Below are 23,654 nucleotides of genomic sequence, written 5' to 3'. Positions count from 1 at the left end.
CCATGACCCGACCTCTCGACGGCATCACGGTCGTTTCGCTGGAACACGCGATCGCGGCCCCCTTCTGCACGCGCCAGCTCGCCGACCTGGGCGCGCGCGTGATCAAGGTCGAGCGGCCCGGCGCCGGCGACTTCGCGCGCGCCTACGACACACGCGTGAAAGGCCAGTCCTCGCACTTCGTGTGGACCAACCGCAGCAAGGAGAGCCTCGCGCTCGACCTGAAGGACCCCCAATCACTGGCCGCCCTGAAGGCGCTGATCGCGAAAGCCGACGTGCTGGTGCAGAACCTCGCGCCGGGTGCGGCGGCGCGCATGGGCCTGTTGTGGGACGCGCTGCACGCGGATCACCCCAAGCTGATCGTGTGCGACATCTCCGGCTATGGCGACGACGGCCCCTACCGCGACAAGAAGGCCTACGACCTCTTGATCCAGGCGGAGGCGGGCCTGCTCTCGGTGACCGGCACGCCCGAGGCGCCCAGCAAGGCCGGCAACTCGATGGCCGACATCGCCGCCGGCATGTACGCGTACAGCTCGATCCTCGCGGCGCTTCTGCAGCGCCAGCGCACGGGCGAAGGCAGCCACATCGACGTCTCGATGCTGGAGTCGCTGACCGAGTGGATGTCCTACCCGATGTACTACGCGTTCGAAGGCGCTCCTCCGCCCCCGCGCACCGGCGCCGCGCACGCCAGCATCTACCCCTACGGCCCCTTCGCGACAAAGGACGGCGCGGTGATCCTGGGCATCCAGAACGAGCGCGAATGGGCGGTGTTCTGCGACAAGGTGCTGGGCGATGCGAACATCGCGACGGACCCGCGCTTCGACGCGAACGCGAAGCGCAACGAGCATCGCGCGGCGCTGCAGGCGATCATCCTCGGCGTGTTCGCCGACCTCGGCACCGAGGAGGTGGAGCGTCGCCTGGACCAAGCGCAGATCGCCAACGGCCGCATGAACGACATGAAGGGCCTGTGGGCGCACCCGCAGCTCAAGGCCCGCGAGCGCTGGCGCACGGTGGGCTCGCCCGCCGGCGACATCCCCGCGCTGCTGCCGCCGGGCCGCAACAATTCTTTCGAGTACCGCATGGACGCTATCCCTGCCGTGGGCCAGCACACGGAAGAAATTTTGAAGGAGCTGAAATGAACCCAGGCGCCGAACTCGCCGGCTTCGCGGCCGGGCTGCGCTTCGAGCACATTCCGGCGGACGTGGTCCGCAAGACCGAGGACCTGCTGGTCGACTGGTTCGCCTCGGCGGTCGCCGGCCATGGTTCGCGGCCGGTGGAGACGATCGCGAGGTTCGCACAGGCGATGGGGCCGCAATCGGGCCCCGCCGAAGTGGTCGTGTCGCGCAGGACGACCAGCCCTTACCTTGCCGCGCTGGCGAACGCCGCGGCCTCGCACGTCGCCGAGCAGGACGACGTGCACAACGGCTCGGTGTTCCATCCGGCCACCGTGGTCTTCCCGCCTGCGCTGGCGACGGCGCAGGCGATCGGTGCGAGCGGAAAGCAGTTCCTCGCAGCCTGCATCGCAGGGTATGAAGTCGGCATCCGGGTCGGCGAATTCCTCGGCCGCTCGCATTACAAGGTCTTCCACACGACGGGCACGGCGGGCACGCTCGCGGCCGCCGCGGCCGTCGGGAACCTGCTGGGGCTCGACGCGCAGCAGATGCGCCACGCGTTCGGCTCGGCCGGCACGCAGTCCGCGGGCCTGTGGGAGTTCCTGCGCACCGCCGCGGACTCGAAGCAGCTGCACACGGCGCATGCGTCGGCCGCCGGGCTGATGGCCGCGTACCTCGCGAAGGACGGCTTCACCGGCGCCGACCGGATCTTCGACGGCCCGCAGGGCCTGGCCGCGGGCATGTCCAGCGACGCCGATGCGCGCAAGCTCACGGACGGCCTGGGCGCGCGCTGGGCGACCGCGGAGACCTCGTTCAAGTACCACGCATCGTGCCGGCACACGCACCCGGCCGCCGACGCGCTGGCCCAGGTCATGCGCGAGCACAGCCTGAAGCCCGCTGACATCGCGCGCGTGGTCACGCACGTGCACCAGGGCGCGATCGACGTGCTCGGGCCCGTGGTCGACCCGAAGACCGTGCACCAGAGCAAGTTCTCCATGGGTACGGTGCTGGCGCTGGTGGCGCAGTACAAGCACGCGGGCCTGCCCGAGTTCGAACGGCACTTCCGCGACGACGAGATCGTGAAGCTGCGCGACAAGGTCGAGATGGCGCTCGATCCCGAGGTGGACGGCGCCTACCCGCGCCGCTGGATCGGCAAGGTGACCGTGCACACCACCGATGGCCGCGTGCTGCAGGGCCGCGTCGACGAGCCCAAGGGCGACCCGGGCAACACGCTCACGCGCGAGGAGATCACGGCAAAGGCGCTGCAGCTCGCGGCCTTCAGCGGCGGCGCGAAGGAAGGCGAGATGCGCGCGGCCGTCGAGCGGCTGTGGCAAGTCGCCACGTGGCCTCGCGTCGGCGCGCTATTGCTCGCATGAACGACGTGATCGCCCGCGCCCGCTCGTTCCTGTTCGTGCCGGGCGACCGGCCGGACCGGCTGCCGAAGGCGCTCGCCAGTGCGGCGCAGGCCGTGATCGTCGACCTCGAGGACGCGGTCGCGCCGGCGGACAAGCAGCGTGCGCGCGGTGCACTGGCCGAAGCGCTCGGGGCCATCGGGGACCGCGCGCGCGTGCTGGTGCGCATCAACGGCGCCGGGACCGAGTGGCACGACGACGACGTCGCCCTGCTCGCGCGGCTGCGGATCGCGGGCGTGGTGCTGCCGAAGGTCGAAGAAGCGCTGACGATCGAGCGCGTGGCGCAGCGCGCGGCGACACCCGTCGTGCCGCTGGTCGAATCGGCGCAAGGGCTGTACGCGATCGACATGATCGCCAAGGCCCGCGGTGTCGCCCGCCTCGCCTTCGGGCACCTGGACTTCCAGCTCGACGCCGGCATGCAGGCCGGCGAGGACGAACGCGAGCTCGATCCCGTGCGCGTCGGCATCGTGCTGGCCTCGCGCCGCGCCGGACTGCCCGCGCCGATCGACGGCGTGACGACCGCGCTCGACGATGAAACGCGTTTGCAGGCCGATGCGCAGCGCGCGTTGCGGCTGGGCTTCCGGGCCAAGCTTTGCATCCATCCGAAGCAGGCGGCCATCGTCAACGCCGCCTTCGCGCCGAGCCAGGCGCAACTCGACTGGGCGCGGCGCGTGCTCGATGCGGCGAGATCGGAGAACGGCGCCTTCCGGCTCGACGGCCAGATGATCGACGCCCCGGTGATCGCGCGGGCGCGGGCCCTGCTGGAGACCGCATGACGCGACATCGACCCTTGCAAAGCGTGCGCGTGCTCGACCTCACGCGCCTTCTGCCCGGCCCCTTCGCGACGCAGCAGCTCGCGGACCTGGGCGCCGACGTGATCAAGGTCGAGGACACCGGCGCGGGCGACTACGCCAACGAGAGCGTGCGAGCGCTCATCAACCGCGGCAAGCGCGCGATCCGCATCGACCTGAAGCAGCCGCAGGGGCTCGCGGCCTTCCTGCGCCTGGCGCGCGAGGCCGACGTGATCGTCGAAGGTTTCCGGCCCGGCGTGATGAAGCGCCTGGGCGCCGATTACGACGCGGTCGCGGCGATCAATCCGCGCATCGTCTACTGCAGCATCAGCGGCTTCGGCCAGGACGGCCCGCTCGCGCAGATGCCGGCCCACGACATCAACTACATCGCGCTGGCGGGTGTGGCCGACCAGGTCGGCAACGCGCACGGCCCCGCGCTGTCGAACCTGCCGCTGGGCGACCTGCTCGGCGGCACGATGACGGCGGCGATGCAAATCTGCGCCGCGCTCCATGGCGCCTCGCGCAGCGGACGCGGCGCCTACCTGGACATCGCGATCGCCGACGCGGTGCTCGCGCAGGCCGTGCTGCCGCGCGCGATGCTGCGCGAACAGGGCCGCGTGCCGCCGCTGGGCGAGGGCCGCCTGACCGGCGCGCTGGCGTGCTACGGCTTCTACCGCACGTCGGACGGCCGCCACCTCGCCGTCGGGGCGCTCGAGCGCAACTTCTGGCAAGCGCTGTGCGAGAAGATCGGCCGTCCCGACTTCGCCGCGCTGCACGACACCGGCGATCCGGCGGTCGAGCAGCGCCTGCGCAGCGAACTGCAGACGATCTTCGGCGCCCAGCCGCTCGCGCACTGGACGCAGCTGTTCGAAGGCAGCGAGGCCTGCGTCGCGCCGGTGCTGCGCCTCGATGAGACGGTCGCCCATCCGCACTTCATCGCGCGCGGCACGGCGGCCGACCCGCCCGGCGACGCCCCGCAGCCGGGCGAGCACACGCGCGATCTGCTCGAGGAGGCCGGCTTCAGCGCCGCGGAGATCGACGCCTTGTTCACCGCCCGCGTCATCGCCTGACACCATGTCCGCGACGACCAGCCAGCACACCGTCGCGATCGCCCAGGTGCACAGCATCCTGCTCGGGGCGCGCCACCAGGGCGTGGCCGTCGGCCCCATGCTGGCCCGCGCCGGGATCGCGCCGGCGCTGCTCGAATCGCCGATCGCACGCGTCTCGCAGCAGCAGTACGCGCTGCTGATCCGCGCGCTGCGCCGCGCCATGCGCGACGAGCTGTGGGGCCTCACCCGCCGCAAGCTGCGTCCCGGCAGCTTTGCCCTGTGCATGCAGAACCTGGTGCGCTGCGCCACGCTTGGCGAAGCGCTGCGAGCGGGCTTCGCGTACTACGACCTGCTGATCGACGACTTCATCGCCCGCCTCTCGGTGCCGGACGAACTCGCGCGCATCCAGTTCATTGCGCGCGGCGAGCGCGACGCGCGGCTCGATTACGCGATCAAGGCCTTCATGCTGTTCATGCTGGGCTCGGCGTCGTGGCTGGTGGCCCGCCGCATCCCGCTGGTGGAAATCGACTACACGCCGGGCATGCAGTCCACCGAGACCTCGCGCGTGTACCAGTGCCCGATCCGACAGGGCCAGCCACACGTGGGCATGTCGTTCGAGGCGCACTGGCTTCAGCTGCCGATCGTGCAGACGCCGCAAAGCCTGCACGAGTTCCTCGCCGCCGCGCCCGCCAACCTGATCATCAAGTACCGCGACACGAGCAGCGTCACCGACCGCATCCGGCGCCTGCTGCGCAAGCGGCTGGGCGGCGAGCTGCCGTCGCTGGAGGAGGTGAGCGACGCGCTCGCCGTCGCGCCGCAGACGCTGCGCCGGCGCCTGCGCGACGAGGGCCGCGGTTTCCAGCAGATCAAGGATGAGCTGCGCCGCGACGTCGCGATCGAATACCTGTGCCAGACCCGCCTGCCGCTGATCGAGATCGCCAACCGCGTCGGGTTTTCCGAGGCGAGCACCTTCCATCGGGCCTTCAAGAACTGGACCGGTGTCGCGCCGGGCGAGTACCGCGAGGAGCAAATCCGCCAATCGGTTTGACCGATCCCGCCATTCCTCGCGGCGGGCGCGCGCACGACACTGCGCTGCATGTACCTCACGCAAGGTCTGCACCGCTCGCTGCAACGCCATCCGGACAAGACGGCGCTCACGCACCTCATGGAAGCCGGCGCACGGACGCTGAGCTTCGCGCGACTGGCCGACAACGTGGCTCGCCAGGCCGCGCTGCTCGCCCGTCGCGGTGTCGGTTGCCGTGACCGCGTCGCCATCCTCGCGCCCAACACCGACCAGCTCGTCCAGGCGATCTTCGCGTGCTGGTGGATCGGTGCGATCGCCTGCCCCCTGAACGTGCGCTGGAGCGCCGGGGAGCTCGCTTATGCCCTGGACGACAGCGAAGCCTCGCTGCTGCTGGTCGATCCTTCGCTCGCGGCGGCGGTGCCCGCGGCGACCACACCGCGCATGACGCTGGATGCGTTCGCCGCCGAAGCAGCCGCATTGCCGCCGATTCCCGACAAGCGCGCGGGCGGCAACGCGCTCGCGGCGATCCTCTACACCGGCGGGACGACGGGACGCTCCAAGGGCGTGATGCTCAGTCACGCGAACTTCTGGTCGGCGTCGATGACGCGGGGCGCGGAGCTGAACAACTCGCCCGATTCGGTCTCGTTCCTGGTCGCGCCGATGTTCCACGTCGCCGGTCTCGGGCGCCTGGTGGGCCAGACGATCGTCGGCGGCGCGTGCGTCACGATGGCGCAGTACCGCACGCCGGCCGTGCTCCAGGCAATCGAAGCCCACGGCATCACCGACATCCTGGTGGTGCCCAGCATGCTGCAGTCGCTGCTGGACGACCCGGGCTTCACGCCGCAGCGCGTGAAGAGCCTGGACCGCGTCGCCTTCGGCGCGGCACCGATGCCGCCCGACCTGCTCGATCGTGCGCTCGCCGCCTGGCCGCATGCGGAGTTCTTCCAGGCGTACGGCCTCACCGAAACCGCGGGCGCCGTGTGCATCAACCTGCCGGCCAACCATCGCCCCGAAGCGCGCGCCCAAGGCCTGCTCACGTCGGTGGGACGCGCCGGACTCGGTGCCGAGATCATGGTGGCGGACGAATCCGGCCGCGAAGTGCCGCGCGGCGAGGTCGGCGAGATCGTCGTGCGCGGGCCCATGGTGATGGAAGGCTACTGGCACCAGCCCGAGGCGACGGAGGCGGCCTTTCGCGACGGGTGGTTTCGCACCGGCGACGCCGGCCGCATGCTGGCCGACGGGCACCTCTTCATCGTCGACCGCCTGAAGGACATGATTATCAGCGGCGGCGAGAACGTCTATTGCGCCGAGGTCGAAGCCGCGCTGCGCACGCATCCCGCCGTCGCCCAGGCCGCCGTCGTCGGCGTGCCCGATGCGCTGTGGGGCGAGGCGGTGCACGCGGTGATCGTGCTGCGCGAAGGCACGGCCTGCAGCGCCGAACGCATGACCGACGACCTGCGTGCCTGGTGCCGTGCGCGCCTGGCCGGCTACAAATGCCCGCGCGCGATCACATTCAGGCAGCAGCTGCCGCTGTCCGCCGCCGGCAAGGTGCTGAAAACCCAATTGCGCGACGAGGTTCGCGCAGCAACGGAGTGAACGCCATGGACACCACACAATTCAAGGGCCGCCACGTCTTCGTCGCCGGCGGATCGACCGGCATCAACTTCGGCATCGCGCAGGCCTTCGCACGCGCGGGTGCCCACCTGAGCATCGTCAGCCGCTCGCAGGACAAGGTCGATGCGGCCGTGCAGCAGCTGCGCGCCTCGGGCGCGCAGGCGCTCGGCGTCGCCGCCGACGTGCGCCAAGCCGAAGCGCTGCAGCAGGCCTTCGCGCGCGCGGCCGAGAAGTTCGGCGCGATCGACGTGCTGGTGTCCGGCGCGGCCGGCAACTTCCTCGCGAGCGCGCTCGACATGTCGCCCAACGCGTTCAAGACCGTGGTGGACATCGACCTGCTGGGCAGCTTCAACGTCGCGCGGCTGGCGCACCCGCACCTGCGCCAACCCGGCGCCTGCGTGATCCAGATCTCGGCCGGGCAGGCCTCCATCGCGACGCCGTTCCAGGCGCACGTGTGCGCGGCCAAGGCGGGCGTGGACATGCTCACGCGCGTCCTCGCGCTCGAGTGGGGCCCGCAGGGCATCCGCATCAATTCCATCGTGCCCGGCCCCATCGCCGACACCGAAGGCCTGAAGCGCCTCGCGCCCGGCGCGGACAACCTGCAGGCCATGGCCGAGCGCGTGCCGCTCAAGCGCCTGGGCCGCATCGAGGACATCGCGCGCATGGCGATGCTGCTGGCGAGCGACTGGGGCTCGTACATCACGGGCGCGGTGATCCCCGTGGACGGCGGCCTTGCACTCACCGGCCCGCGCGACTTCAGCGCGGCGGCCGAGGCGTCCAGGCGCCAACATGCCCAGCAATAACGCGCGCTGATCGTTTCTGCCAATCGAATTTGGCCCGTTTGGCGATTGAGGCCGCGGCCCCTCGCGGCGAGACTTGCCTCCAATGACCCGAGGAACTCCCATGAACAAGATGCAGCGGCCCGTCCACGTCGTCGGCGTTGGCATGATCCCCTTCACCAAGCCCGGCGCCAGCGACCCGTACCCCGTGATGGGCGCGCGCGCGGCGAAGCTCGCGCTCGACGACGCGGGCGTCGATTACGCCAAGGTGCAGCAGGCCTACGTCGGTTACGTCTATGGCGACTCCACCGCCGGCCAGGCCGCGATCTACGGCGTGGGACTGACCGGCATCCCCGTCTTCAACGTCAACAACAACTGCTCCACCGGATCGAGCGCCCTCTTCCTCGCGCGCCAGGCTGTGGAAAGCGGCATGGTCGAATGCGCGATCGCCGTGGGCTTCGAGCAGATGCAGCCCGGTGCGCTCAAGGGCGCGTGGGAGGACCGGCCCTCGCCGATGGCGCGCTTCGTCGAGGCGATGTCCGACAAGCAGGGCTACGACCCGCAGGCGCCGCGCGCGGCCCAGTTCTTCGGCGGCGCCGGCCGCGACTACATCGCGCAGTACGGCATCCGCAAGGACACCTTCGGGCGCATTTCGGTGAAGGCGCGCCAGCACGCCGCGCGCAACCCCTATGCCGTCTTCCGCCAGCCGCTGACGCTGGACGAAGTGATGGCCTCGTCCCCGGTGTTCGACCCGCTCACGCGCTTCCAGTGCTGCCCGCCGACCTGCGGTGCCGCGGCGGCCGTGGTGTGCTCGGCCGATTTCGCGAAGAAGCACGGCCTGGACATGGGCGTGGTGATCGCCGCGCAGGCGATGACGACCGACACGGCTTCGACCTTCGACAGCGGCGACATGCGCAAGGTGGTCGGCTACGACATGAGCGTCGCCGCGGCGAAGCAGGTGTACGAGAGCGCCGGCATCGGCCCCGACGACATCGACGTGGTGGAGCTGCACGACTGCTTCACGGCCAACGAGCTGATCACGTACGAGGCGCTGGGCCTCACGCCCGAAGGCACGGCCGAGCGCTTCATCGTCGAGGGCGACAACACCTACGGCGGCCGGGTCGTGACGAATCCTTCGGGCGGCCTGCTGTCGAAGGGCCACCCGCTCGGCGCCACCGGCCTGGCGCAATGCACCGAGCTCGTGTGGCAACTGCGCGGCCAGGCCGAGCAGCGCCAGGTGGAAGGTGCGCGGCTGGCGCTGCAGCACAACCTGGGCCTGGGCGGCGCCTGCGTCGTGACGCTCTACCAGGCGACGGCATGATCGATCGCAAGTGGATCGGGCACACGGTGCCGCCCTTCAGCGTCGAGGTGGAAAAGGGGCGGCTGCGCTTCTTCGCGAAGGCGATCGGCGAGGAGCACCCGACCGATGCGGTTCCGCCCACGTTCCTTTTCTGCCTCGAATCGGAATCGCCCCACGCCGCCACGCTGCGCGACACGCTGGGCCTGGACTACCGGCGCCTGCTGCACGGCGAGCAGGGCTTCACGTATCACGCGATGGCCTACGCGGGCGACACGCTGACGTTCGAGCAGCGGATCGAGGACATCTACGACAAGAAAAACGGCGCACTGGAGTTCGTCGTGCGCAAGACGCGCGTGACGAACCAGCGCCATGAACTCGTGGCGGAATTGCGCTGCGTGACGGTTATACGCAATGGTTGATTACGAATCTCTCTATGTCGGCACGCAGCTGCCGCCGCTCGAGCTGCCGCCGATCACGCGGCACCAGCTCGCGCTGTACTGCGGCGCCTCGGGCGACCACAACCCGATCCACGTCGACATCGACTTCGCGAAGTCCGCCGGCGTACCCGACGTCTTCGCGCACGGGATGCTCTCGGCCGCGTGGCTGGGCCGGCTGCTGACGAACTGGGTGCCGCAATCGGCGATCCGCTCGCTGGACGTGCGCTTCGTCGCGATCACGCAGGTGCACGAGCGCATCACCTGCACCGGCGAAGTGACCGAGACCTTCGAGCAGGACGGCAAGAAGCTGGCGCGCGTGAAGCTCGCGACGCGCAACGAGCGCGGCGAAACCAGATTGACGGGGGACGCCCTCGTCGCATGGGAGTCGAAATGAAGCTGAAGGACAAAGTGGCCCTGGTCTCCGGCTCCGGCCGCGGCATCGGGCGCGAGATCGCGCGCAAGCTCGCCGCCGAAGGCGCGCGGGTGGTCATCAACGACCTCGACGCGGAACCCGCGCAGCAGACGGTGGCCGACATCGTCGCGGCGGGCGGCCAGGCCGTCGCCTGCATCGGCAGCGTGACCGAAAGCAGCTTCGCCGAGCACTTCGTCGGCACGGCGCTCGAGACCTACGGCGGCCTGGACATCATCGTCAACAACGCCGGCTACACCTGGGATTCGGTCGTGCAGAAGATGAGCGACGAGCAGTGGGAAGCGATGCTCGCCGTGCACCTCACCGCGCCCTTCCGCATCCTGCGCGCCGCGTCGTCCTTCATCCGCGAAGCCGCCAAGCGCGAGGCCGAGGAAGGCCGCGAGGTCTTCCGCAAGGTGGTGAACATCTCCTCGACCTCGGGCGTGTACGGCAACGCGGGCCAGGCGAACTACGCTGCCGCCAAGGCTGGCATCAACGGCCTGACGCGCGCGATGGCCAAGGAATGGGGCCGCTACAAGGTCAACGTCAACAGCGTCGCCTTCGGCCTGATCAGGACGCGCCTGACGGAAGCCGACGCGAACGCCGGCGCGACCATCAACGTGCAGGGCAACGCGATCCGTGTCGGCGTGAACCCGCAGATCCTGAAGAACGCCGAGGCGATGATCCCGCTGGGCCGCGGCGGCACGCCCGAGGAAGCCGCCGGCGCGGTGTACCTGTTCTGCATCCCCGAATCGAACTACGTCAGCGGCCAGGTGCTGGTGTGCGGGGGCGGCCGGCCATGAATGAGGAGCTCGCGCTCCTGCGCGAAACGGCGCGGCGCTTCTTCGCGCGCGAGTGCGTGCCCAACGAGATGCGCTGGCGCGAGCAGCACCACGCCGACCGCGAGATCTGGAACAAGGCCGGCGCGGCGGGCCTGCTGTGCGCGAGCATCCCCGAGCAGTACGGCGGCGGCGGCGGCAGCTTCCTGCACGAGGCCGTGATCTGCGAGGAGCAGTGGTACGCGATGGCACAGGCCTTCAGCAACAACGTGCACAGCGGCATCGTCGCGCACTACCTGCTGGCCTACGGCACCGAGGCACAGAAGAAGCGCTGGCTGCCGAAGATGGCCAGCGGCGAGATCGTGGCGGCGATCGCGATGACCGAGCCCGGCGCCGGCACCGACCTGCAGCGGATCAAGACGCAGGCCGTGCTGGAAGGCGATTTCTGGCGCATCCGCGGCGCCAAGACCTTCATCACCAACGGCCTGCACGCCAACCTGGTCTGCGTCGCCGTGAAGACCGACGCCGGCGCCGGCGCCAAGGGCGTGTCGCTGGTCATGGTCGAGACCGACAGCTGCGAGGGCTTTCGCCGCGGGCCGCTGCTCGACAAGCTCGGGCAGAAGACGCTGGACACCTGCGAACTCTTCTTCGACGACGTGAAGGTGCCGGCGACGAACCTGCTGGGCGAGGAAGGCAAGGGCTTCGTGCAACTGATGCAACAGCTGCCGCGCGAGCGCATGCTGATCGCCGTCGGCGCCGTGGCCACGATGCGCCGCGCCGTCGACGACACCGTCGCCTACGTGCGCGAGCGCCAGGTGTTCGGCGCGCCGCTGATGGCGATGCAGAACACGCGCTTCAGGCTGGCCGAATGCGAGACGCAGGTGCGCGTGGCACGGGCCTTCGTCGACGACTGCATCGCCCGCCTGATGCGCGGCGAGCTGGACGTGCCCACGGCCGCGATGGCCAAGTGGTGGACCACCGACGTGTGCAACAAGGTCATCGACGAGTGCCTGCAGCTGTACGGCGGCTACGGCTTCATGAACGAGTATCCGATCGCGCGGCTCTATGCCGATGCGCGGGTGGGCAAGATCTACGGCGGCGCCAACGAGGTGATGAAGGAGATCATCGCCCGCCAGTTGGAGAAGCAATGATCCGTCCGGACGCGCCCCACTTCCGCCACTGGCCCAAAGGCGTGGCGCGGGAGCTCGTCGTCCCGCGCGCCACGCTGATCGATTACCTGGCCACCGACGCAGCGCGCTATCCCGACAAGCCGGCGATCGTCTATGGCGGCGCGACGACCACGTATGCGCAGCTGCAGGCCCGCGTCGACGCGCTCGCGGCTTTCCTGCAGCACCGGCTGGGCGTGCAGCCGGGCGACCGCGTGCTGCTGGCCAGCCAGAACTGCCCGCAGTTCGTCGTCGCGTTCTACGCCGTCCTGCGCGTGCGCGGCGTGGTCGTGCCGGTCAACCCGATGAGCAAGGCGCAGGAGATCCGCTACTACGTCGAGGACAGCGGCGCGCGCGTGGCCTGCATCGCGCAGGACCTGCTCGGCGAAACGCCGCTGGACCTCCTGGATGCGGTGATCGTGCATGCTTATTCGGACGCTGTGGCCGTCGCGGACGGGCTGCCGGACTGGGTGACGGCGCCACGCCAGCCGCTGCAAGGGCCGAAGCTGCACGCGTTCCACGAAGCCACGCACGACGACCGCGACCTGCCGCTCCCGAAACCCGACGACCTGGCGGTGCTGCCCTACACCTCGGGCACCACCGGCCATCCGAAGGGCTGCATGCACACGCATGCCACCGTCGTGGTGTCGCTCGCGTCCTCGGCCGTGTGGAAAGGCCTGAACGTCGAATCGGTGGTGCTCGCCGTGGCGCCCCTCTTCCACATGCTCGGCATGCAGAACGGCATGAACATGCCGATCTTCCTCGGCGGCACCGCGATCATGATGCCGCGCTGGAACGCGGCGATGGCGCTGCGGCTGATCGAGCAGCACCGCGTCACCGCGTGGACCGCGCCGCCGGCGATGGTGCTGGACCTCTTCGCCCAACCGGACGCGGCCACGCGCGACCTCTCCAGCCTGGCCATGCTGTCCGGCGGCGGCGCGGCGATGCCCGAGGCCGTGTCGGCCATGCTGACCGAACGCTACGGCCTGACCTACAACGAAGGCTACGGCCTGTCGGAGACGGCGTCCTTCCTGCACGGCAACCCGCTCGCGCGCGGCAAGCGCCAGTGCCTGGGCATGCCCACGCAGGGCGTGGACTCGCGCATCGTCGATCCGCTGACGCTGAAGGAACTGCCCATCGGCGAAGTCGGCGAGATCGTCACCCATGCGCCGCAGGTGATGAAAGGCTACTGGAGACGGCCCGACGCCGACCGCGAGTCTTTCGTCGAGATCGACGGCAAGCGGTTCTTTCGCACCGGCGACCTCGCCGCGATGAACGAGGAAGGCTACTTCTTCATGCGCGATCGCCTGAAGCGCATGATCAACGCGTCGGGCTACAAGGTCTGGCCGGCCGAAGTGGAAAGCGCGATGTACGAGCATCCCGCCGTCCACGAGGCCTGTGTGATCGCCGTGCCCGACGGCAAGCGCGGCGAGACGGTGAAGGCGCTGGTCGTGCTCAAGCCGGGCTTTCGCGGCGAGATCACCGAGCAGCAGCTCGCCGACTGGGCGCGCGAACGCATGGCCGTGTACAAGGCGCCGCGCCTCGTCGAATTCGTCGAGCACCTGCCCAAGTCGGGCACGGGCAAGATCCTCTGGCGCGAGCTGCAGGAGCAACACAGGAGCCGGCATGAGTGATTCCTCCGTTCGCCTCGAGCGGCGCGGCACCACCGCCGTCGTGACGATCGACAGCCCCGCCACGCGCAACGCCTTCACGCCCGAAGTGAAAGACGGGCTGGCCAAGGCGATCGCCGAAGTGCGCGGCGACCGTGCGCTGCGTGCTGTCGTCCTCACCGGCGCCGGCGGGCACTTCTCGGCCGGCGGCGACGTGCGCGGCATGGCCGCGGCGACGAACCGCAGCACCGCCGAGTGGCGCGAACGCATGCACGACGTCAACCGCATGATGCGCGACCTGATCCTGCTCGACCGGCCGGTGATCGCCGCCGTGGACGGTGCGGCCTATGGCGGCGGTTTCAGCGTCGCGCTCGCGGCCGACATGGTGATCGCCACGCCGCGCGCGCGCTTCTGCATGCCCTTCATGAAGATCGGCCTGGTGCCCGACTGCGGCGCGACCTTCACGCTGCCGCGCGCGGTCGGGGCGCAGAAGGCGCGCGAGCTGATGCTTTCGGCGCGCGAAGTGTCCGCGCAGGAAGCACGCGAGCTGGGCATCGTGATGGAACTGCACGAGCCCGATCGCCTGCTGCCCCGTGCGCTGCAGATCGCCGACAGCTTCGCGCGGGCTTCGCCGCTGGCGCTGGGGCTGGTCAAGCGCAATCTCGTCGACGCCGGTGCGCTCGACGCGATCCTGGAGGCCGAAGCGGACGCGCAGGCGCTGTGCTTCGGCACCGATGAACATCGTGAGGCGGTGAAACGCTTCGTGGACAAGCAGCCGCCGGCGTTCGCCTGGCCGGCGCACAAGGAGAACTGAAGATGGGTATGGTGGAAGGCAAGGTCGTCGTCGTCACGGGCGCAGGCGGCGGCATCGGGCGCGACATCGCGCTGGCCATGGCACGCGAGGGCGCGAAGGTCGTCGTCAACGACATCGGCGCGTCGGTTGCCGGCGAGGGCAAGGACGCGGGGCCGGCGCAGTCGGTGGTCAACGAGATCAAGGCGCTCGGCGGCCAGGCGGTCGCCAACACCGACAGCGTGTCGGAGCAGGCGAGTGCCGCGCGCATCGTCGGCACGGCGCTGGAGGCGTTCGGCCGCATCGACGTGATCGTCAACAACGCCGGCATCCTGCGCGACCGCTTCTTCCACAAGATGAGCCCGGAAGAGTGGGATGCCGTGATCAAGGTGCACCTGTACGGCAGCTTCTACGTGAGCCGCGCCGCCGCGCCGCACTTCAAGGAACAGGAAAGCGGCTGCTACGTGCACATGACCTCGACCTCGGGCCTGGTCGGCAACTACGGCCAGGCGAACTACGCCGCCGCCAAACTGGGCATCGCGGCGCTGTCGAAGTCCATCGCGCTGGACATGCAGAAGTTCAACGTGCGCTCCAACTGCATCTCGCCGTTCGCGTGGAGCCGCATGATCGGCTCGATCCCGACCGAGACCGACGCCGAGAAGGCGCGCGTCGAACGCATGAAGCAGATGACGCCCGCCAAGATCGCGCCATTGGCCGTCTGCCTGGCGAGCGACGCCGCGAAAGACGTCAACGGCCAGATCTTCGCCGTGCGCAACAACGAGATCTTCCTGATGAGCCAGCCGCGCCCGGTGCGCTCGGTGCATCGCAGCGAAGGCTGGACGCCGGAAACGGTGGCCGCGCAGGCCCTGCCGGCGCTGAAGGCAAGCTTCTTCGGCCTGGAGCGCAGCGGCGACGTGTTTTCCTGGGACCCGATCTGATGACCACGACCGAACCCCAAGGCGTCGAGGCCTTCCACCAGCTCGAGCTCGCGGCCGGGCGCTTCCTGATCCAGCGCTGCACTGGCTGCGGCAAGCACCTGTACTACCCGCGCGAAGTCTGCCCCCATTGCGGCAGCGCCGCCCTCGAATGGACCGCGCCCAAGGGCACGGGGACCGTGTACGCCGTGACCACCGTGCGGCGCAAGCCCGCCGACGGCGGCGACATCAATGTCTCGCTCGTCGACCTGGACGAAGGCGTGCGCCTCATGAGCCGCGTCGAGCAGCTCGCGCCCGATGCCGTGAAGATCGGCCGGCGCGTGAAGGCGCGCGTGCAGGTCAAGGACGGCAAGGGCCTGGTGCTGTTCGACCCGATCGAAGGAGCCGCCCCATGACTTCCCTGAAAGACCTGCGCGGCAGCGCCGCCATCGTCGGCGTCGGCACCTTCGGAAACGGCGAGTCGCCCGGCTTCACCGACATGGAGCTGCTGGCGCGCTCGGCGCACGCCGCGGTCGCCGATGCGGGGCTGAAGATGAGCGACATCGACGGCCTCTGCACCGCCAGTGCCGGCGCCTCGATGTGGACCATGCCGGTGATCGAGTACCTGGGCCTGAACCCGCGCTACATCGACGGCACCATGGTCGGCGGCTCCAGTTTCATCGCGCACCTGCTGCCGGCGATGCAGGCGATCCGCTCGGGCCGGTGCAGCGCCGTGCTGGTCTGCTACGGCAGCGCGCAGCGCACCAGCACGCTGGGCCGCCGCGAGATCGGCCAGCTGCGCAAGTTCGTCGACCCGCAGCCCTACGAGCATCCGTACGAGCCGATGCTGCCGCCGTCGGCCTACGCGCTCGCCGCCTCGCGCCACATGCACGAGTTCGGCACGACGCGCGAGCAGCTGGCCGACGTCGCCGTCGCGGCGCGCGCCTGGGCGCGGCTCAATCCCGAAGCCTTCATGCGCGATCCGCTCACGCGCGAGGACGTGCTGAAGTCGCGCATGGTGTCGGACCCGCTCACCGTGCGCGACTGCTGCCTGGTGACCGATGGCGGCGGCGCTTATGTGCTGGTGAGCGCGGAGCGCGCGAAGTCGCTGCCGAAGAAGCCGGTGTACGTGCTGGGCAATGCGACTGCCGTGTGGAACCGCCAGATCTCCGCGATGCGCGACCTCACCGTGACCTGCGCGAAGCAATCGGGCGCCGAGGCGTTCGCGATGGCGGGCTTGAAGCCCTCCGACATCGACGTGCTGGAGCTGTACGACGCCTTCACCATCAACACCATCCTGTTCCTCGAGGACCTCGGCTTCTGCCCCAAGGGCGAAGGCGGCCGCTTCGTCGAGAACGGGACGATCGCGCCCGGCGGCAAGCTGCCGGTGAACACCAACGGCGGGGGCCTGTCGTGCACGCACCCCGGCATGTACGGCATCTTCGCGCTGATCGAGGCCGTGCGGCAGCTGCGCGGCGAAGGCGGCGACCGGCAGATCAAGGGCGCGCGGACCGCGCTCGCCCACGGCAACGGCGGCACGCTGTCGAGCCAGTCGACGGCGATTTTGGGAACGGAGGAGACACTGTGATCAGAGACCCCGAAACCCTGCAGGCCCTGCTCGACTCGGTCGAGCGCTTCGTGCGCGAGCGGCTCGTGCCGGCCGAGCCCGTCGTCGCCGAGACCGACGAGATCCCCGACGACATCGTTCGCGAGATGAAGGACCTGGGCCTGTTCGGCCTGACGATTCCCGAGGAGTACGGCGGCCTGGGCCTGACGATGGAGGAGGAGTCGCGGGTGATCATGGCCATGGGCCGGACCTCGCCGGCGTTCCGCTCGCTCTTCGGCACCACGGTGGGCATCGGCTCGCAAGGCATCCTGCTGGACGGCACCGAGGCGCAGAAGAAGAAATACCTGCCGAAGCTCGCGACCGGCGAGCTGATCGCCTCCTTCGCGCTGACCGAACCCGGGGCCGGCTCCGACGCCGCGTCGCTGCGCACGACGGCGATCCGCGACGGCGACTTCTACGTCGTCAACGGCACCAAGCGCTTCATCACCAACGCGCCGCACGCCGGCATCTTCACGCTGATGGCGCGCACGAACCCCGAGGACAAGGGCCCGGGCGGCGTGACGGCGTTCATCGTCGAGCGCGGCACGCCGGGCATCACCATCGGCAAGCGCGACAGGAAGATGGGCCAGAAAGGCGCGCACACCGCCGACGTGATCTTCGAGAACTGCAAGGTGCCGGCCTCGCAGGTGATCGGGCTGAAGGAAGGCCAGGGCTTCAAGACCGCGATGAAGGTGCTCGAGAAGGGCCGCATCCACATCGCGGCGCTGGCCGTCGGCGCGGCCGAGCGCATGCTGGGCGACGCGCTGAACTACGCCATCGAGCGCAAGCAGTTCGGCCAGCCGATCGCGGAATTCCAGCTGGTGCAGGCGATGCTCGCCGACAGCCAGGCCGAGATCTACGCCGCGAAATCGATGGTGATCGACGCCGCCCGCAAGCGCGACGACGGCCAGAACGTCTCGACCGAAGCCTCGTGCTGCAAATTGTTCGCCACCGAGATGTGCGGCCGCGTGGCCGACCGCGCGGTGCAGATCTTCGGCGGCGCCGGCTACATCGCCGACTACGGCATCGAGCGCTTCTACCGCGACGTGCGCCTGTTCCGCCTGTACGAAGGCACCAGCCAGATCCAGCAGATCGTGATCGCGCGCAACATGATCAGGCAGGCGCAGCGCTGACCATGGCCTCGCGCATCCACACACTGTTCGATGCCTGGCTCGCGCGCGAGCCGGACCGCGTCTTCATCCGCGAGAAGGACGCGAACTGGACCTTCGGCGGGCTCGGCTTCCTGGTCGACACTGCCGAGCGCGAGCTGCGCGAACAAGGCGTGCGCCCCGGCGACCGCGTGCTGATCGTGGCGGAGAACTGCCCGCAGCACGTCGCACTGATCATCGCCTGCAGCCGCGTCGGCGCCTGGTCGTGCGGCGTCAACGCGCGCATGGCGCCCGGCGAGATCGACGCGTTCGATGCCAAGGCCGACGCGCGGCTGTGCTACTTCACGTCGGCCGTGTCGCCCGCCGCGCGCACGCACGCCTTGCGCCTGCACGCGCGCGAGTCCGCCGTCGCCGGCCTGATGCGCACCGACACGCGCGTGCACGCCACCGTGGAACCCGAGCCGCTCGCCAGCCGCGTCGGCGCGATCATCTTCACCTCGGGCACCACCGGCACGCCCAAGGGCGTGATGATGACGCACGACGGCGTCACGCATTTCGGCCGCGTCTCCGCACAGTCGCGCGAGCTCGGCCCGGCCGACCGCTCCTACGCCTGCCTGCCGATGACGCACATCTTCGGGCTGGGCACGGTGCTGATGGCCAGCCTGTACGCGGGCGCGAGCCTGGTGATGCGCAGCCGCTTCGATGCGGCCGACGTGCTGGACGCGCTGGCCAATCACGGCGTCTCGCAGCTGCAGGGGCCGCCGACGATCTTCTCGCGCCTGCTTGCGCACATGGACGAACTGGGCATCGCGCATCCGCCCGCGCGGCAGCTGCGCTACCTCTACACCGGCGCCGGCCCGCTCGACGCGACCATGAAGCGCCGCATCGAAGCGGCCTTCGGCCTGCCGCTGCACCACGGCTACGGCCTGTCGGAGTACGCCGGCTCGGTGTGCGTGACGCGCCTGAACGAACAGCGCGGCGACACGGCCGCCGGCCACCTGCTCGAAGGCGCCGAGTACCGCATCGTCGATCCGGCCACGGGCGCCGACCAGCCCGCGGGCCGGCGCGGCGAGATCTGGCTGCGCGGCCGCGGCCTGATGCCGGGCTACTTCCGCGACGAGGCGGCCACGCACGCGGTGATCAAGGAGGGCGGCTGGTACGCGAGCGGCGACATCGGCGAGGTGACGGCCGACGGCGCGCTGCGCGTGGTCGATCGGCTGAAGGAGATGATCATCCGCTCGGGCTTCAACGTGTACCCGGGCGAAGTCGAGGCCGCGATCAACGCCTTCGCCGGCGTGCAGCGCAGCGCCGTGGTCGGCCGGCCCGAGGCCGACGGCAACGAGGAAGTGATCGCCTTCATCGAACTGCGCCCGGGCGCGGCGCTCGACCGGCCCGCGCTGCAGTCGCACCTGCGCCGGCAGCTCGCGCCCTACAAGCAGCCCGCGCGCATCGAGGTCGTGCCGGCCATGCCGATGACGGCCAGCGGCAAGGTCCTCAAGCGCGAGCTGCTGCGCGAACTCTCACCCACCCCCGAGGAGACAAGCCCATGACCTTTTACCCGATCCGCCGCGCGGCCCTCGCGCTGGCGTCGGCGGCGCTGCTGCTGCCGGCCGCCTTCGCGCAGAACGCCGCGTACCCCAGCCAGCAGATCAAGTTCGTCGTGCCTTACCCCGCGGGCGGGGCCACCGACGTGCTCGCGCGCACCGTCGGCCAGAAGCTGGGCGAGGCGTGGAACCAGACGGTGATCGTCGAGAACAAGGCGGGGGCGGCCGGCACCATCGGCAACGGCCTGGTCGCGAAGGCCGCACCCGACGGCTACACGGTGCTGGTCGGCATCACGGCGCTGATCCAGCAGCCCGCGATGATGGACAAGCTCAGCTACGACCCGCTGAAGGACTTCGCGCCGGTGACGATGATCGCGCGCAGCCCCAGCATGTTCGCGGTGCCGCTCGATTCGCCCGCCAGGAGTCTGAAGGACTACATCGCGCTGGCGAAGTCGAACCCCACCAAGTACGGCAGCTTCGGCACCTACGGCGCGGGCACGTCGGCGCACATTCAGGGCGCGCTGCTCAATTCGCAGGCCGGCCTGGACATGACCATGGTGCCCTTCGCCGGATCGGCGCCGCTCATCACCAACCTGGTCGGCAGCCAAGTGCCCTCGGCCTTCATCGACAGCGCGTCGGCGCGCCCGCACCTCAAGAGCATCCGCCCGCTCGCGGTGACGGGCACTCAGCGCATGCCGGGCCTGCCCGACGTGCCGACCTTCCAGGAGCTGGGCTACAAGCAGTTCGAGCCCTACGGCTGGTTCGGCGTGTTCCTGCCGGCCGCGACGCCCGACCCGATCGTGCAGAAGATGTCGACCGAGATCAACCGCATCCTGCGCCTGCCGGACGTGACCGCCAAGATCGAATCGCTCGGCCTGCAGGTGGCCGGCGGCAAGCCCGACGAGATGCAGAAGATCCTCAAGAGCGACGCTGCCATCTACGCCCGGATCGCCAAGGAAGCCAACATCAAGCTCACGCCATGAAACGCACCACCTTCATTCGCACCCTGGCGCTGAGCGCCGCCCTCTTCTCCTGCGGCGCGACGGTGTTCGCGCAATCGCAGCCCGTGCACCTGGTCGTCGGCTACGCCGCCGGCGGGCCGGTGGACATGGCCGCGCGCCTGTTCGCGCCGGTGTTCGCGCGCGAGCTGGGCACCACCGTGATCGTCGAAAACAAGCCCGGCGCCTCGGGCGCCATCGCCGGCGCCGCCGTCGCGAAAGGCCCGAACGACGGGCTCACGCTCTTCTTCGCCGCAAGCCCGACGATCACGATCGCGCCGAACGTCATGAAGAAGATGGCGTTCGACCCGGCGACCGAGCTCACGCCCATCATGCCGCTGGTGAGCTACGCCAACGCGCTGGTGGTGAACAAGGAGCTGCCGTTCAAGACCATGCAGGAGCTCATCGCCTATGCGAAAGCGCATCCGGGCAAACTGAGTTACGGCTCGGCCGGCGTCGGCGCCTCGAACCACCTGAGCGGCGAGCTGCTCGCGGCGCAGACGCAGACGCAGCTGGTGCACGTGCCGTACAAGGGCAATGCTCCCGCGATGACCGACGTGATCGGCGGCCAGATCCAGATGATGTTCGACATCGTCAGCACCGCGCGCAACTACATCACCAGCGGCCGCGTGCGCGCCCTCGCCGTGACGAGCAAGGAGCGCAACCCTTCCCTCCCCGACGTGCCGACGATGCGCGAATCGGGCCTGCCCAATTACGAGGTGGTCGGCTGGTTCGGCCTGTACGGCCCGCCGAAGATGTCGCCGCAGCTCGCGCAACGCTACGCCGAGGCGACGAAGAAGGCGCTGGCCAGCGACGACCTCAAGGTGCTGTTCACCGAACATGGCTTCGACCGCTGGCCCGGCGACGCGCAGACGCTCGCCGCGCAGGCGGCGAAGGAACGCGCGATGTGGGCAACGGTGACGAAGGGGATCACGATCGACTAGCGGATGTCACCCCGGCGCAGGCCGGGGTCGGTGGCTTTTCCTCTCCGCTACTCGTTGATTTCGCCTCCGGGGTAGCTCGCGTCAGGCGGCACCCGGCAGCCGTCCTGGTGTGACGATCCGCGCTGATCGCGCGGATTTCGCAGCCCCCTTGCGCCGCCGCGTCTAACGCGGCCGAACTCGCTGCGCGATGGGCGGGGCCCCACAGCCCCACCCATCGCTGCGCTCAAACAACGGCCGCGAGTCAGATTGGAAACGCTTGCGCGCTTCGCGCTACCGGCGCTTGCGCCGCGGCGGCTCGGGGTCTGCCGTCACAAGGCGCGTCTGCCGGGTGCCGCCTGACGCGAGCGGGAGCATCGTCGGAATGCATTACGACGACGCCCACGTCGCCGGGCGTCCCCGTCGATTGGCATGCTAGCTTTCAGCTGCCGCTTCGGTAGGCAGCGAGTAATTCTTGATGTCCTTTATCGCTTCAAGAAGCTTGATTGTGGCGTGCGCGTCCAGGTTGTCTCCCGAGTACCGAACCTCATACAAACCTTGAAGGTTTGAGGGCAACTTAACGCCATCGCGCACCAGAAGAATGAAGCGCCGACCATAAAAGGCCATCGCGGCACCAATCTCAATCAGAACGTTCGGATTGAGCAGGACGTGCTCGGTCCCATCCTTATCAACGATCGTCTTGTCCGCGTCGACATGGATGATTGCCGCACCCGAGCCCCGCATGTCGTCCATCACCTTCTCAGGCACGGGCTTCGATACGGACTGGCGTTCCACCGAGATCACGGGTTCAAGCTCGCCGTACTCCAACAATTTGCGAATAGGGTCAACGAGATCGCGGTTCTTGCCGTGAGTTATGAAGACCCGGCGGCGGCGTTGGTCATCTGCGATGGCGGCAGTAAGAGTTGCACTTCGCGGTTCAATTGCGGGAGATGGAGTCGCAGTGCGGGTCTGGACAGTTGCTACTGGAGCGGCTGGCGGTGCTGCCTCCTCGCCGTCGGCTTCTTCTCCGCCATTGCTTTCAGCACTTTCCTCCTTGCTCGGAACGGCTGCACCTTGCAGGGTGACATACGTCTTTCCCTTGATTTCTTCGATGAAACCGACAGACTTCGCGCTTGCCTCTATCCTTTCGAGCACTTCTGCGGCCTTCGCGCGAGGCACCCCCATGTCCTCCAGAACATTGAGAGCGATGTCGTGCCGGGGAAACGCATTGCCGTCATATTGACGCAGGAAGTCTCCAAAAACGCGCGGGCGAAGTACTGCCTCGCGCTTAGCCTGCGCATCTTCGCCCTCTTGACGCGGGCGCAATATCCGTCGGGCAAGATCGGTCACTGATATAGAACTCGCCTGAGCGCCGCCCTCGACAAGTCCGAAAGCAATCGCAGCGCCCGAAAGCACCCGTATTTGTGAACCCTTGGGGTCCATCTCAACAGCTTTCGCGACCTGCAAAGGTGTCGCAGGCTTACCTGCATAGTGATCGAAGATCGCCTGCGGCATTCGCAACGCGTAGTCAAGCGACGTAAGCGGAACATCTGACTGCTTGACGTAAACCCGTTTTGCGGCGGGCGCTTTCGCAGACTTCTTCTTTGGCGCAACTCGTGCCATGGAGATCCCCCTCGGAAAGCTAACGTCGGAGTTGACCGGCGGCCAAAGAACAAGAGCGCCACTGGCGCGGACAGCTTTGGCTGTCCGCGTCGAACAATCTGTTAGGCAGAGCGTTCATCGGCGATTCGAGTTGGCGATGATCATTGCACCAATGATGATGGCAACGCTGACTGGAAGTGCGGCGATCGCAGCGCCAACAGCCCAGAGCACGCCACCGACGATAACAGCCAGGACGATGCCGAGGAATAGCTCGCGCAGAAGACCGAGACCGATGATGGACAGGAGTAGACCGAAGACCCAGCCCGCCTTGCGCTCCGACGTGAAGCCAAATTCAAAGGCAGCGTAAAACACGGCAACGCCGCCAGGATAACGAAGCCACCATGGAGCGCTGTACGGGAAGTTGTCATCCTCCCACCAGCGCTTCGGCTGCGGAGCACTCGGACTAGCGGACTGTGCAACCTGCGGGGACTCGTCCATGGCGGCCTCTCTGCACTCAGCTGGTTTTCGCGCTGCCTAACTTGGATATAAGCCACAACCGGCCAGTGCGGAATAACACTGCGGAATAAACACGGAAGCCTCGCTTCAATTTCGCGTGCAAGCCGCTGAGTTATATCAGCCGTCGATCTCGCACACCATCCTTCGATGTTGTTAGCCCGCAGTGTTATGCCGCA

Annotated in this window: 23 protein-coding genes; 21 read left to right on the top strand and 2 right to left on the bottom strand. The window is 68.8% G+C overall.

What is annotated here, in order from left to right; translation table 11 throughout:
- Positions 1-2: 2 nt before the first annotated feature.
- The 21 genes from AC3EF3_RS04000 (at position 3) to AC3EF3_RS03900 (ending at position 21,384) form a co-directional block, all read left to right on the top strand.
- Positions 3-1,136, top strand: a complete 1,134-nt coding sequence (locus AC3EF3_RS04000) for a CaiB/BaiF CoA transferase family protein (RefSeq protein ID WP_488530860.1) — start codon at positions 3-5, stop codon at positions 1,134-1,136.
- Entirely contained in the window at positions 1,133-2,485 is a 1,353-nt protein-coding gene (locus AC3EF3_RS03995; protein ID WP_488530859.1) for an MmgE/PrpD family protein, read from the top strand. The genes AC3EF3_RS04000 and AC3EF3_RS03995 overlap by 4 nt, the downstream gene beginning before the upstream one ends.
- Entirely contained in the window at positions 2,482-3,297 is an 816-nt protein-coding gene (locus AC3EF3_RS03990; protein ID WP_488530858.1) for an HpcH/HpaI aldolase/citrate lyase family protein, read from the top strand. The genes AC3EF3_RS03995 and AC3EF3_RS03990 overlap by 4 nt, the downstream gene beginning before the upstream one ends.
- A complete protein-coding gene (locus AC3EF3_RS03985) occupies positions 3,294-4,382 on the top strand; it encodes a CaiB/BaiF CoA transferase family protein (protein WP_488530857.1) in 1,089 nt (362 codons plus the stop codon). The genes AC3EF3_RS03990 and AC3EF3_RS03985 overlap by 4 nt, the downstream gene beginning before the upstream one ends.
- A 4-nt stretch (positions 4,383-4,386) precedes the next feature.
- The gene (locus AC3EF3_RS03980; RefSeq protein ID WP_488530856.1) at positions 4,387-5,409 is read left to right on the top strand and encodes an AraC family transcriptional regulator; all 1,023 of its coding nucleotides are present in this window, start codon (positions 4,387-4,389) and stop codon (positions 5,407-5,409) included.
- Between the two features lie 48 nt (positions 5,410-5,457).
- Complete coding sequence (locus AC3EF3_RS03975; protein ID WP_488530855.1) at positions 5,458-6,981, top strand: class I adenylate-forming enzyme family protein; 1,524 nt, start codon at positions 5,458-5,460, stop codon at positions 6,979-6,981.
- A 5-nt stretch (positions 6,982-6,986) separates the two neighbouring features.
- Positions 6,987-7,802 carry an SDR family oxidoreductase gene (locus AC3EF3_RS03970; protein WP_488530854.1) on the top strand — a complete coding sequence of 272 codons (816 nt, stop codon included), beginning with the start codon at positions 6,987-6,989 and terminating at the stop codon, positions 7,800-7,802.
- A 109-nt stretch (positions 7,803-7,911) separates the two neighbouring features.
- Positions 7,912-9,099, top strand: coding sequence for a lipid-transfer protein (locus AC3EF3_RS03965; protein ID WP_488533731.1), 1,188 nt, complete (start codon positions 7,912-7,914; stop codon positions 9,097-9,099).
- The gene (locus tag AC3EF3_RS03960; RefSeq protein ID WP_488530853.1) at positions 9,096-9,497 is read left to right on the top strand and encodes a MaoC family dehydratase N-terminal domain-containing protein; all 402 of its coding nucleotides are present in this window, start codon (positions 9,096-9,098) and stop codon (positions 9,495-9,497) included. Before AC3EF3_RS03965 ends, AC3EF3_RS03960 begins: the two co-directional genes overlap by 4 nt.
- A complete protein-coding gene (locus tag AC3EF3_RS03955) occupies positions 9,490-9,909 on the top strand; it encodes a MaoC family dehydratase (RefSeq protein ID WP_488530852.1) in 420 nt (139 codons plus the stop codon). The genes AC3EF3_RS03960 and AC3EF3_RS03955 overlap by 8 nt, the downstream gene beginning before the upstream one ends.
- Positions 9,906-10,727, top strand: a complete 822-nt coding sequence (locus tag AC3EF3_RS03950; protein ID WP_488530851.1) for an SDR family NAD(P)-dependent oxidoreductase — start codon at positions 9,906-9,908, stop codon at positions 10,725-10,727. Before AC3EF3_RS03955 ends, AC3EF3_RS03950 begins: the two co-directional genes overlap by 4 nt.
- On the top strand, positions 10,724-11,854 hold the full coding sequence (locus tag AC3EF3_RS03945; protein WP_488530850.1) for an acyl-CoA dehydrogenase family protein: 1,131 nt from the start codon (positions 10,724-10,726) through the stop codon (positions 11,852-11,854). The genes AC3EF3_RS03950 and AC3EF3_RS03945 overlap by 4 nt, the downstream gene beginning before the upstream one ends.
- Positions 11,851-13,503, top strand: a complete 1,653-nt coding sequence (locus AC3EF3_RS03940) for a long-chain-fatty-acid--CoA ligase (RefSeq protein WP_488530849.1) — start codon at positions 11,851-11,853, stop codon at positions 13,501-13,503. Before AC3EF3_RS03945 ends, AC3EF3_RS03940 begins: the two co-directional genes overlap by 4 nt.
- Complete coding sequence (locus AC3EF3_RS03935) at positions 13,496-14,293, top strand: enoyl-CoA hydratase/isomerase family protein (protein WP_488530848.1); 798 nt, start codon at positions 13,496-13,498, stop codon at positions 14,291-14,293. Before AC3EF3_RS03940 ends, AC3EF3_RS03935 begins: the two co-directional genes overlap by 8 nt.
- 8 nt (positions 14,294-14,301) lie before the next feature.
- Positions 14,302-15,207, top strand: a complete 906-nt coding sequence (locus AC3EF3_RS03930; RefSeq protein WP_488533730.1) for an SDR family NAD(P)-dependent oxidoreductase — start codon at positions 14,302-14,304, stop codon at positions 15,205-15,207.
- Positions 15,207-15,599 (top strand): Zn-ribbon domain-containing OB-fold protein, encoded by a 393-nt coding sequence (locus AC3EF3_RS03925; protein WP_488530847.1) that lies wholly within the window; start codon positions 15,207-15,209, stop codon positions 15,597-15,599. The genes AC3EF3_RS03930 and AC3EF3_RS03925 overlap by 1 nt, the downstream gene beginning before the upstream one ends.
- Positions 15,596-16,771 (top strand): thiolase, encoded by a 1,176-nt coding sequence (locus AC3EF3_RS03920; RefSeq protein WP_488530846.1) that lies wholly within the window; start codon positions 15,596-15,598, stop codon positions 16,769-16,771. Before AC3EF3_RS03925 ends, AC3EF3_RS03920 begins: the two co-directional genes overlap by 4 nt.
- On the top strand, positions 16,768-17,922 hold the full coding sequence (locus AC3EF3_RS03915) for an acyl-CoA dehydrogenase family protein (protein ID WP_488530845.1): 1,155 nt from the start codon (positions 16,768-16,770) through the stop codon (positions 17,920-17,922). The genes AC3EF3_RS03920 and AC3EF3_RS03915 overlap by 4 nt, the downstream gene beginning before the upstream one ends.
- 2 nt (positions 17,923-17,924) lie before the next feature.
- Entirely contained in the window at positions 17,925-19,448 is a 1,524-nt protein-coding gene (locus tag AC3EF3_RS03910; RefSeq protein WP_488530844.1) for a class I adenylate-forming enzyme family protein, read from the top strand.
- Entirely contained in the window at positions 19,445-20,425 is a 981-nt protein-coding gene (locus AC3EF3_RS03905; protein ID WP_488530843.1) for a Bug family tripartite tricarboxylate transporter substrate binding protein, read from the top strand. The genes AC3EF3_RS03910 and AC3EF3_RS03905 overlap by 4 nt, the downstream gene beginning before the upstream one ends.
- On the top strand, positions 20,422-21,384 hold the full coding sequence (locus AC3EF3_RS03900; protein ID WP_488530842.1) for a Bug family tripartite tricarboxylate transporter substrate binding protein: 963 nt from the start codon (positions 20,422-20,424) through the stop codon (positions 21,382-21,384). Before AC3EF3_RS03905 ends, AC3EF3_RS03900 begins: the two co-directional genes overlap by 4 nt.
- Positions 21,385-21,795: 411 nt before the next feature.
- Here the strand turns inward: AC3EF3_RS03900 and AC3EF3_RS03895 are convergent, their stop codons facing one another.
- The gene (locus tag AC3EF3_RS03895) at positions 21,796-22,983 is read right to left on the bottom strand and encodes a TIR domain-containing protein (RefSeq protein WP_488530841.1); all 1,188 of its coding nucleotides are present in this window, start codon (positions 22,981-22,983) and stop codon (positions 21,796-21,798) included.
- 114 nt (positions 22,984-23,097) lie between these two features.
- On the bottom strand, positions 23,098-23,460 hold the full coding sequence (locus AC3EF3_RS03890; protein WP_488530840.1) for a hypothetical protein: 363 nt from the start codon (positions 23,458-23,460) through the stop codon (positions 23,098-23,100).
- Positions 23,461-23,654 lie beyond the last annotated feature (194 nt).

It is taken from the genome of Ramlibacter sp. GS1-15 (assembly GCF_057785015.1).
Note: the sequence above shows the minus strand (reverse complement) of the source record. Positions and strands in the feature narration are given on the sequence as shown.

Coding starts and splice junctions, on each gene's coding strand:
- AC3EF3_RS03905 (WP_488530843.1), top strand. CDS start 19,445: ATGACCTTTTACCCGATCCGCCGCGCGGCCCTCGCGCTGGCGTCGGCG.
- AC3EF3_RS03985 (WP_488530857.1), top strand. CDS start 3,294: ATGACGCGACATCGACCCTTGCAAAGCGTGCGCGTGCTCGACCTCACG.
- AC3EF3_RS03890 (WP_488530840.1), bottom strand. CDS start 23,460: ATGGACGAGTCCCCGCAGGTTGCACAGTCCGCTAGTCCGAGTGCTCCG.
- AC3EF3_RS03910 (WP_488530844.1), top strand. CDS start 17,925: ATGGCCTCGCGCATCCACACACTGTTCGATGCCTGGCTCGCGCGCGAG.
- AC3EF3_RS03960 (WP_488530853.1), top strand. CDS start 9,096: ATGATCGATCGCAAGTGGATCGGGCACACGGTGCCGCCCTTCAGCGTC.
- AC3EF3_RS03980 (WP_488530856.1), top strand. CDS start 4,387: ATGTCCGCGACGACCAGCCAGCACACCGTCGCGATCGCCCAGGTGCAC.
- AC3EF3_RS03995 (WP_488530859.1), top strand. CDS start 1,133: ATGAACCCAGGCGCCGAACTCGCCGGCTTCGCGGCCGGGCTGCGCTTC.
- AC3EF3_RS03950 (WP_488530851.1), top strand. CDS start 9,906: ATGAAGCTGAAGGACAAAGTGGCCCTGGTCTCCGGCTCCGGCCGCGGC.
- AC3EF3_RS03945 (WP_488530850.1), top strand. CDS start 10,724: ATGAATGAGGAGCTCGCGCTCCTGCGCGAAACGGCGCGGCGCTTCTTC.
- AC3EF3_RS04000 (WP_488530860.1), top strand. CDS start 3: ATGACCCGACCTCTCGACGGCATCACGGTCGTTTCGCTGGAACACGCG.
- AC3EF3_RS03970 (WP_488530854.1), top strand. CDS start 6,987: ATGGACACCACACAATTCAAGGGCCGCCACGTCTTCGTCGCCGGCGGA.
- AC3EF3_RS03925 (WP_488530847.1), top strand. CDS start 15,207: ATGACCACGACCGAACCCCAAGGCGTCGAGGCCTTCCACCAGCTCGAG.
- AC3EF3_RS03955 (WP_488530852.1), top strand. CDS start 9,490: ATGGTTGATTACGAATCTCTCTATGTCGGCACGCAGCTGCCGCCGCTC.
- AC3EF3_RS03965 (WP_488533731.1), top strand. CDS start 7,912: ATGCAGCGGCCCGTCCACGTCGTCGGCGTTGGCATGATCCCCTTCACC.
- AC3EF3_RS03935 (WP_488530848.1), top strand. CDS start 13,496: ATGAGTGATTCCTCCGTTCGCCTCGAGCGGCGCGGCACCACCGCCGTC.
- AC3EF3_RS03940 (WP_488530849.1), top strand. CDS start 11,851: ATGATCCGTCCGGACGCGCCCCACTTCCGCCACTGGCCCAAAGGCGTG.
- AC3EF3_RS03975 (WP_488530855.1), top strand. CDS start 5,458: ATGTACCTCACGCAAGGTCTGCACCGCTCGCTGCAACGCCATCCGGAC.
- AC3EF3_RS03900 (WP_488530842.1), top strand. CDS start 20,422: ATGAAACGCACCACCTTCATTCGCACCCTGGCGCTGAGCGCCGCCCTC.
- AC3EF3_RS03920 (WP_488530846.1), top strand. CDS start 15,596: ATGACTTCCCTGAAAGACCTGCGCGGCAGCGCCGCCATCGTCGGCGTC.
- AC3EF3_RS03895 (WP_488530841.1), bottom strand. CDS start 22,983: ATGGCACGAGTTGCGCCAAAGAAGAAGTCTGCGAAAGCGCCCGCCGCA.
- AC3EF3_RS03990 (WP_488530858.1), top strand. CDS start 2,482: ATGAACGACGTGATCGCCCGCGCCCGCTCGTTCCTGTTCGTGCCGGGC.
- AC3EF3_RS03930 (WP_488533730.1), top strand. CDS start 14,302: ATGGTGGAAGGCAAGGTCGTCGTCGTCACGGGCGCAGGCGGCGGCATC.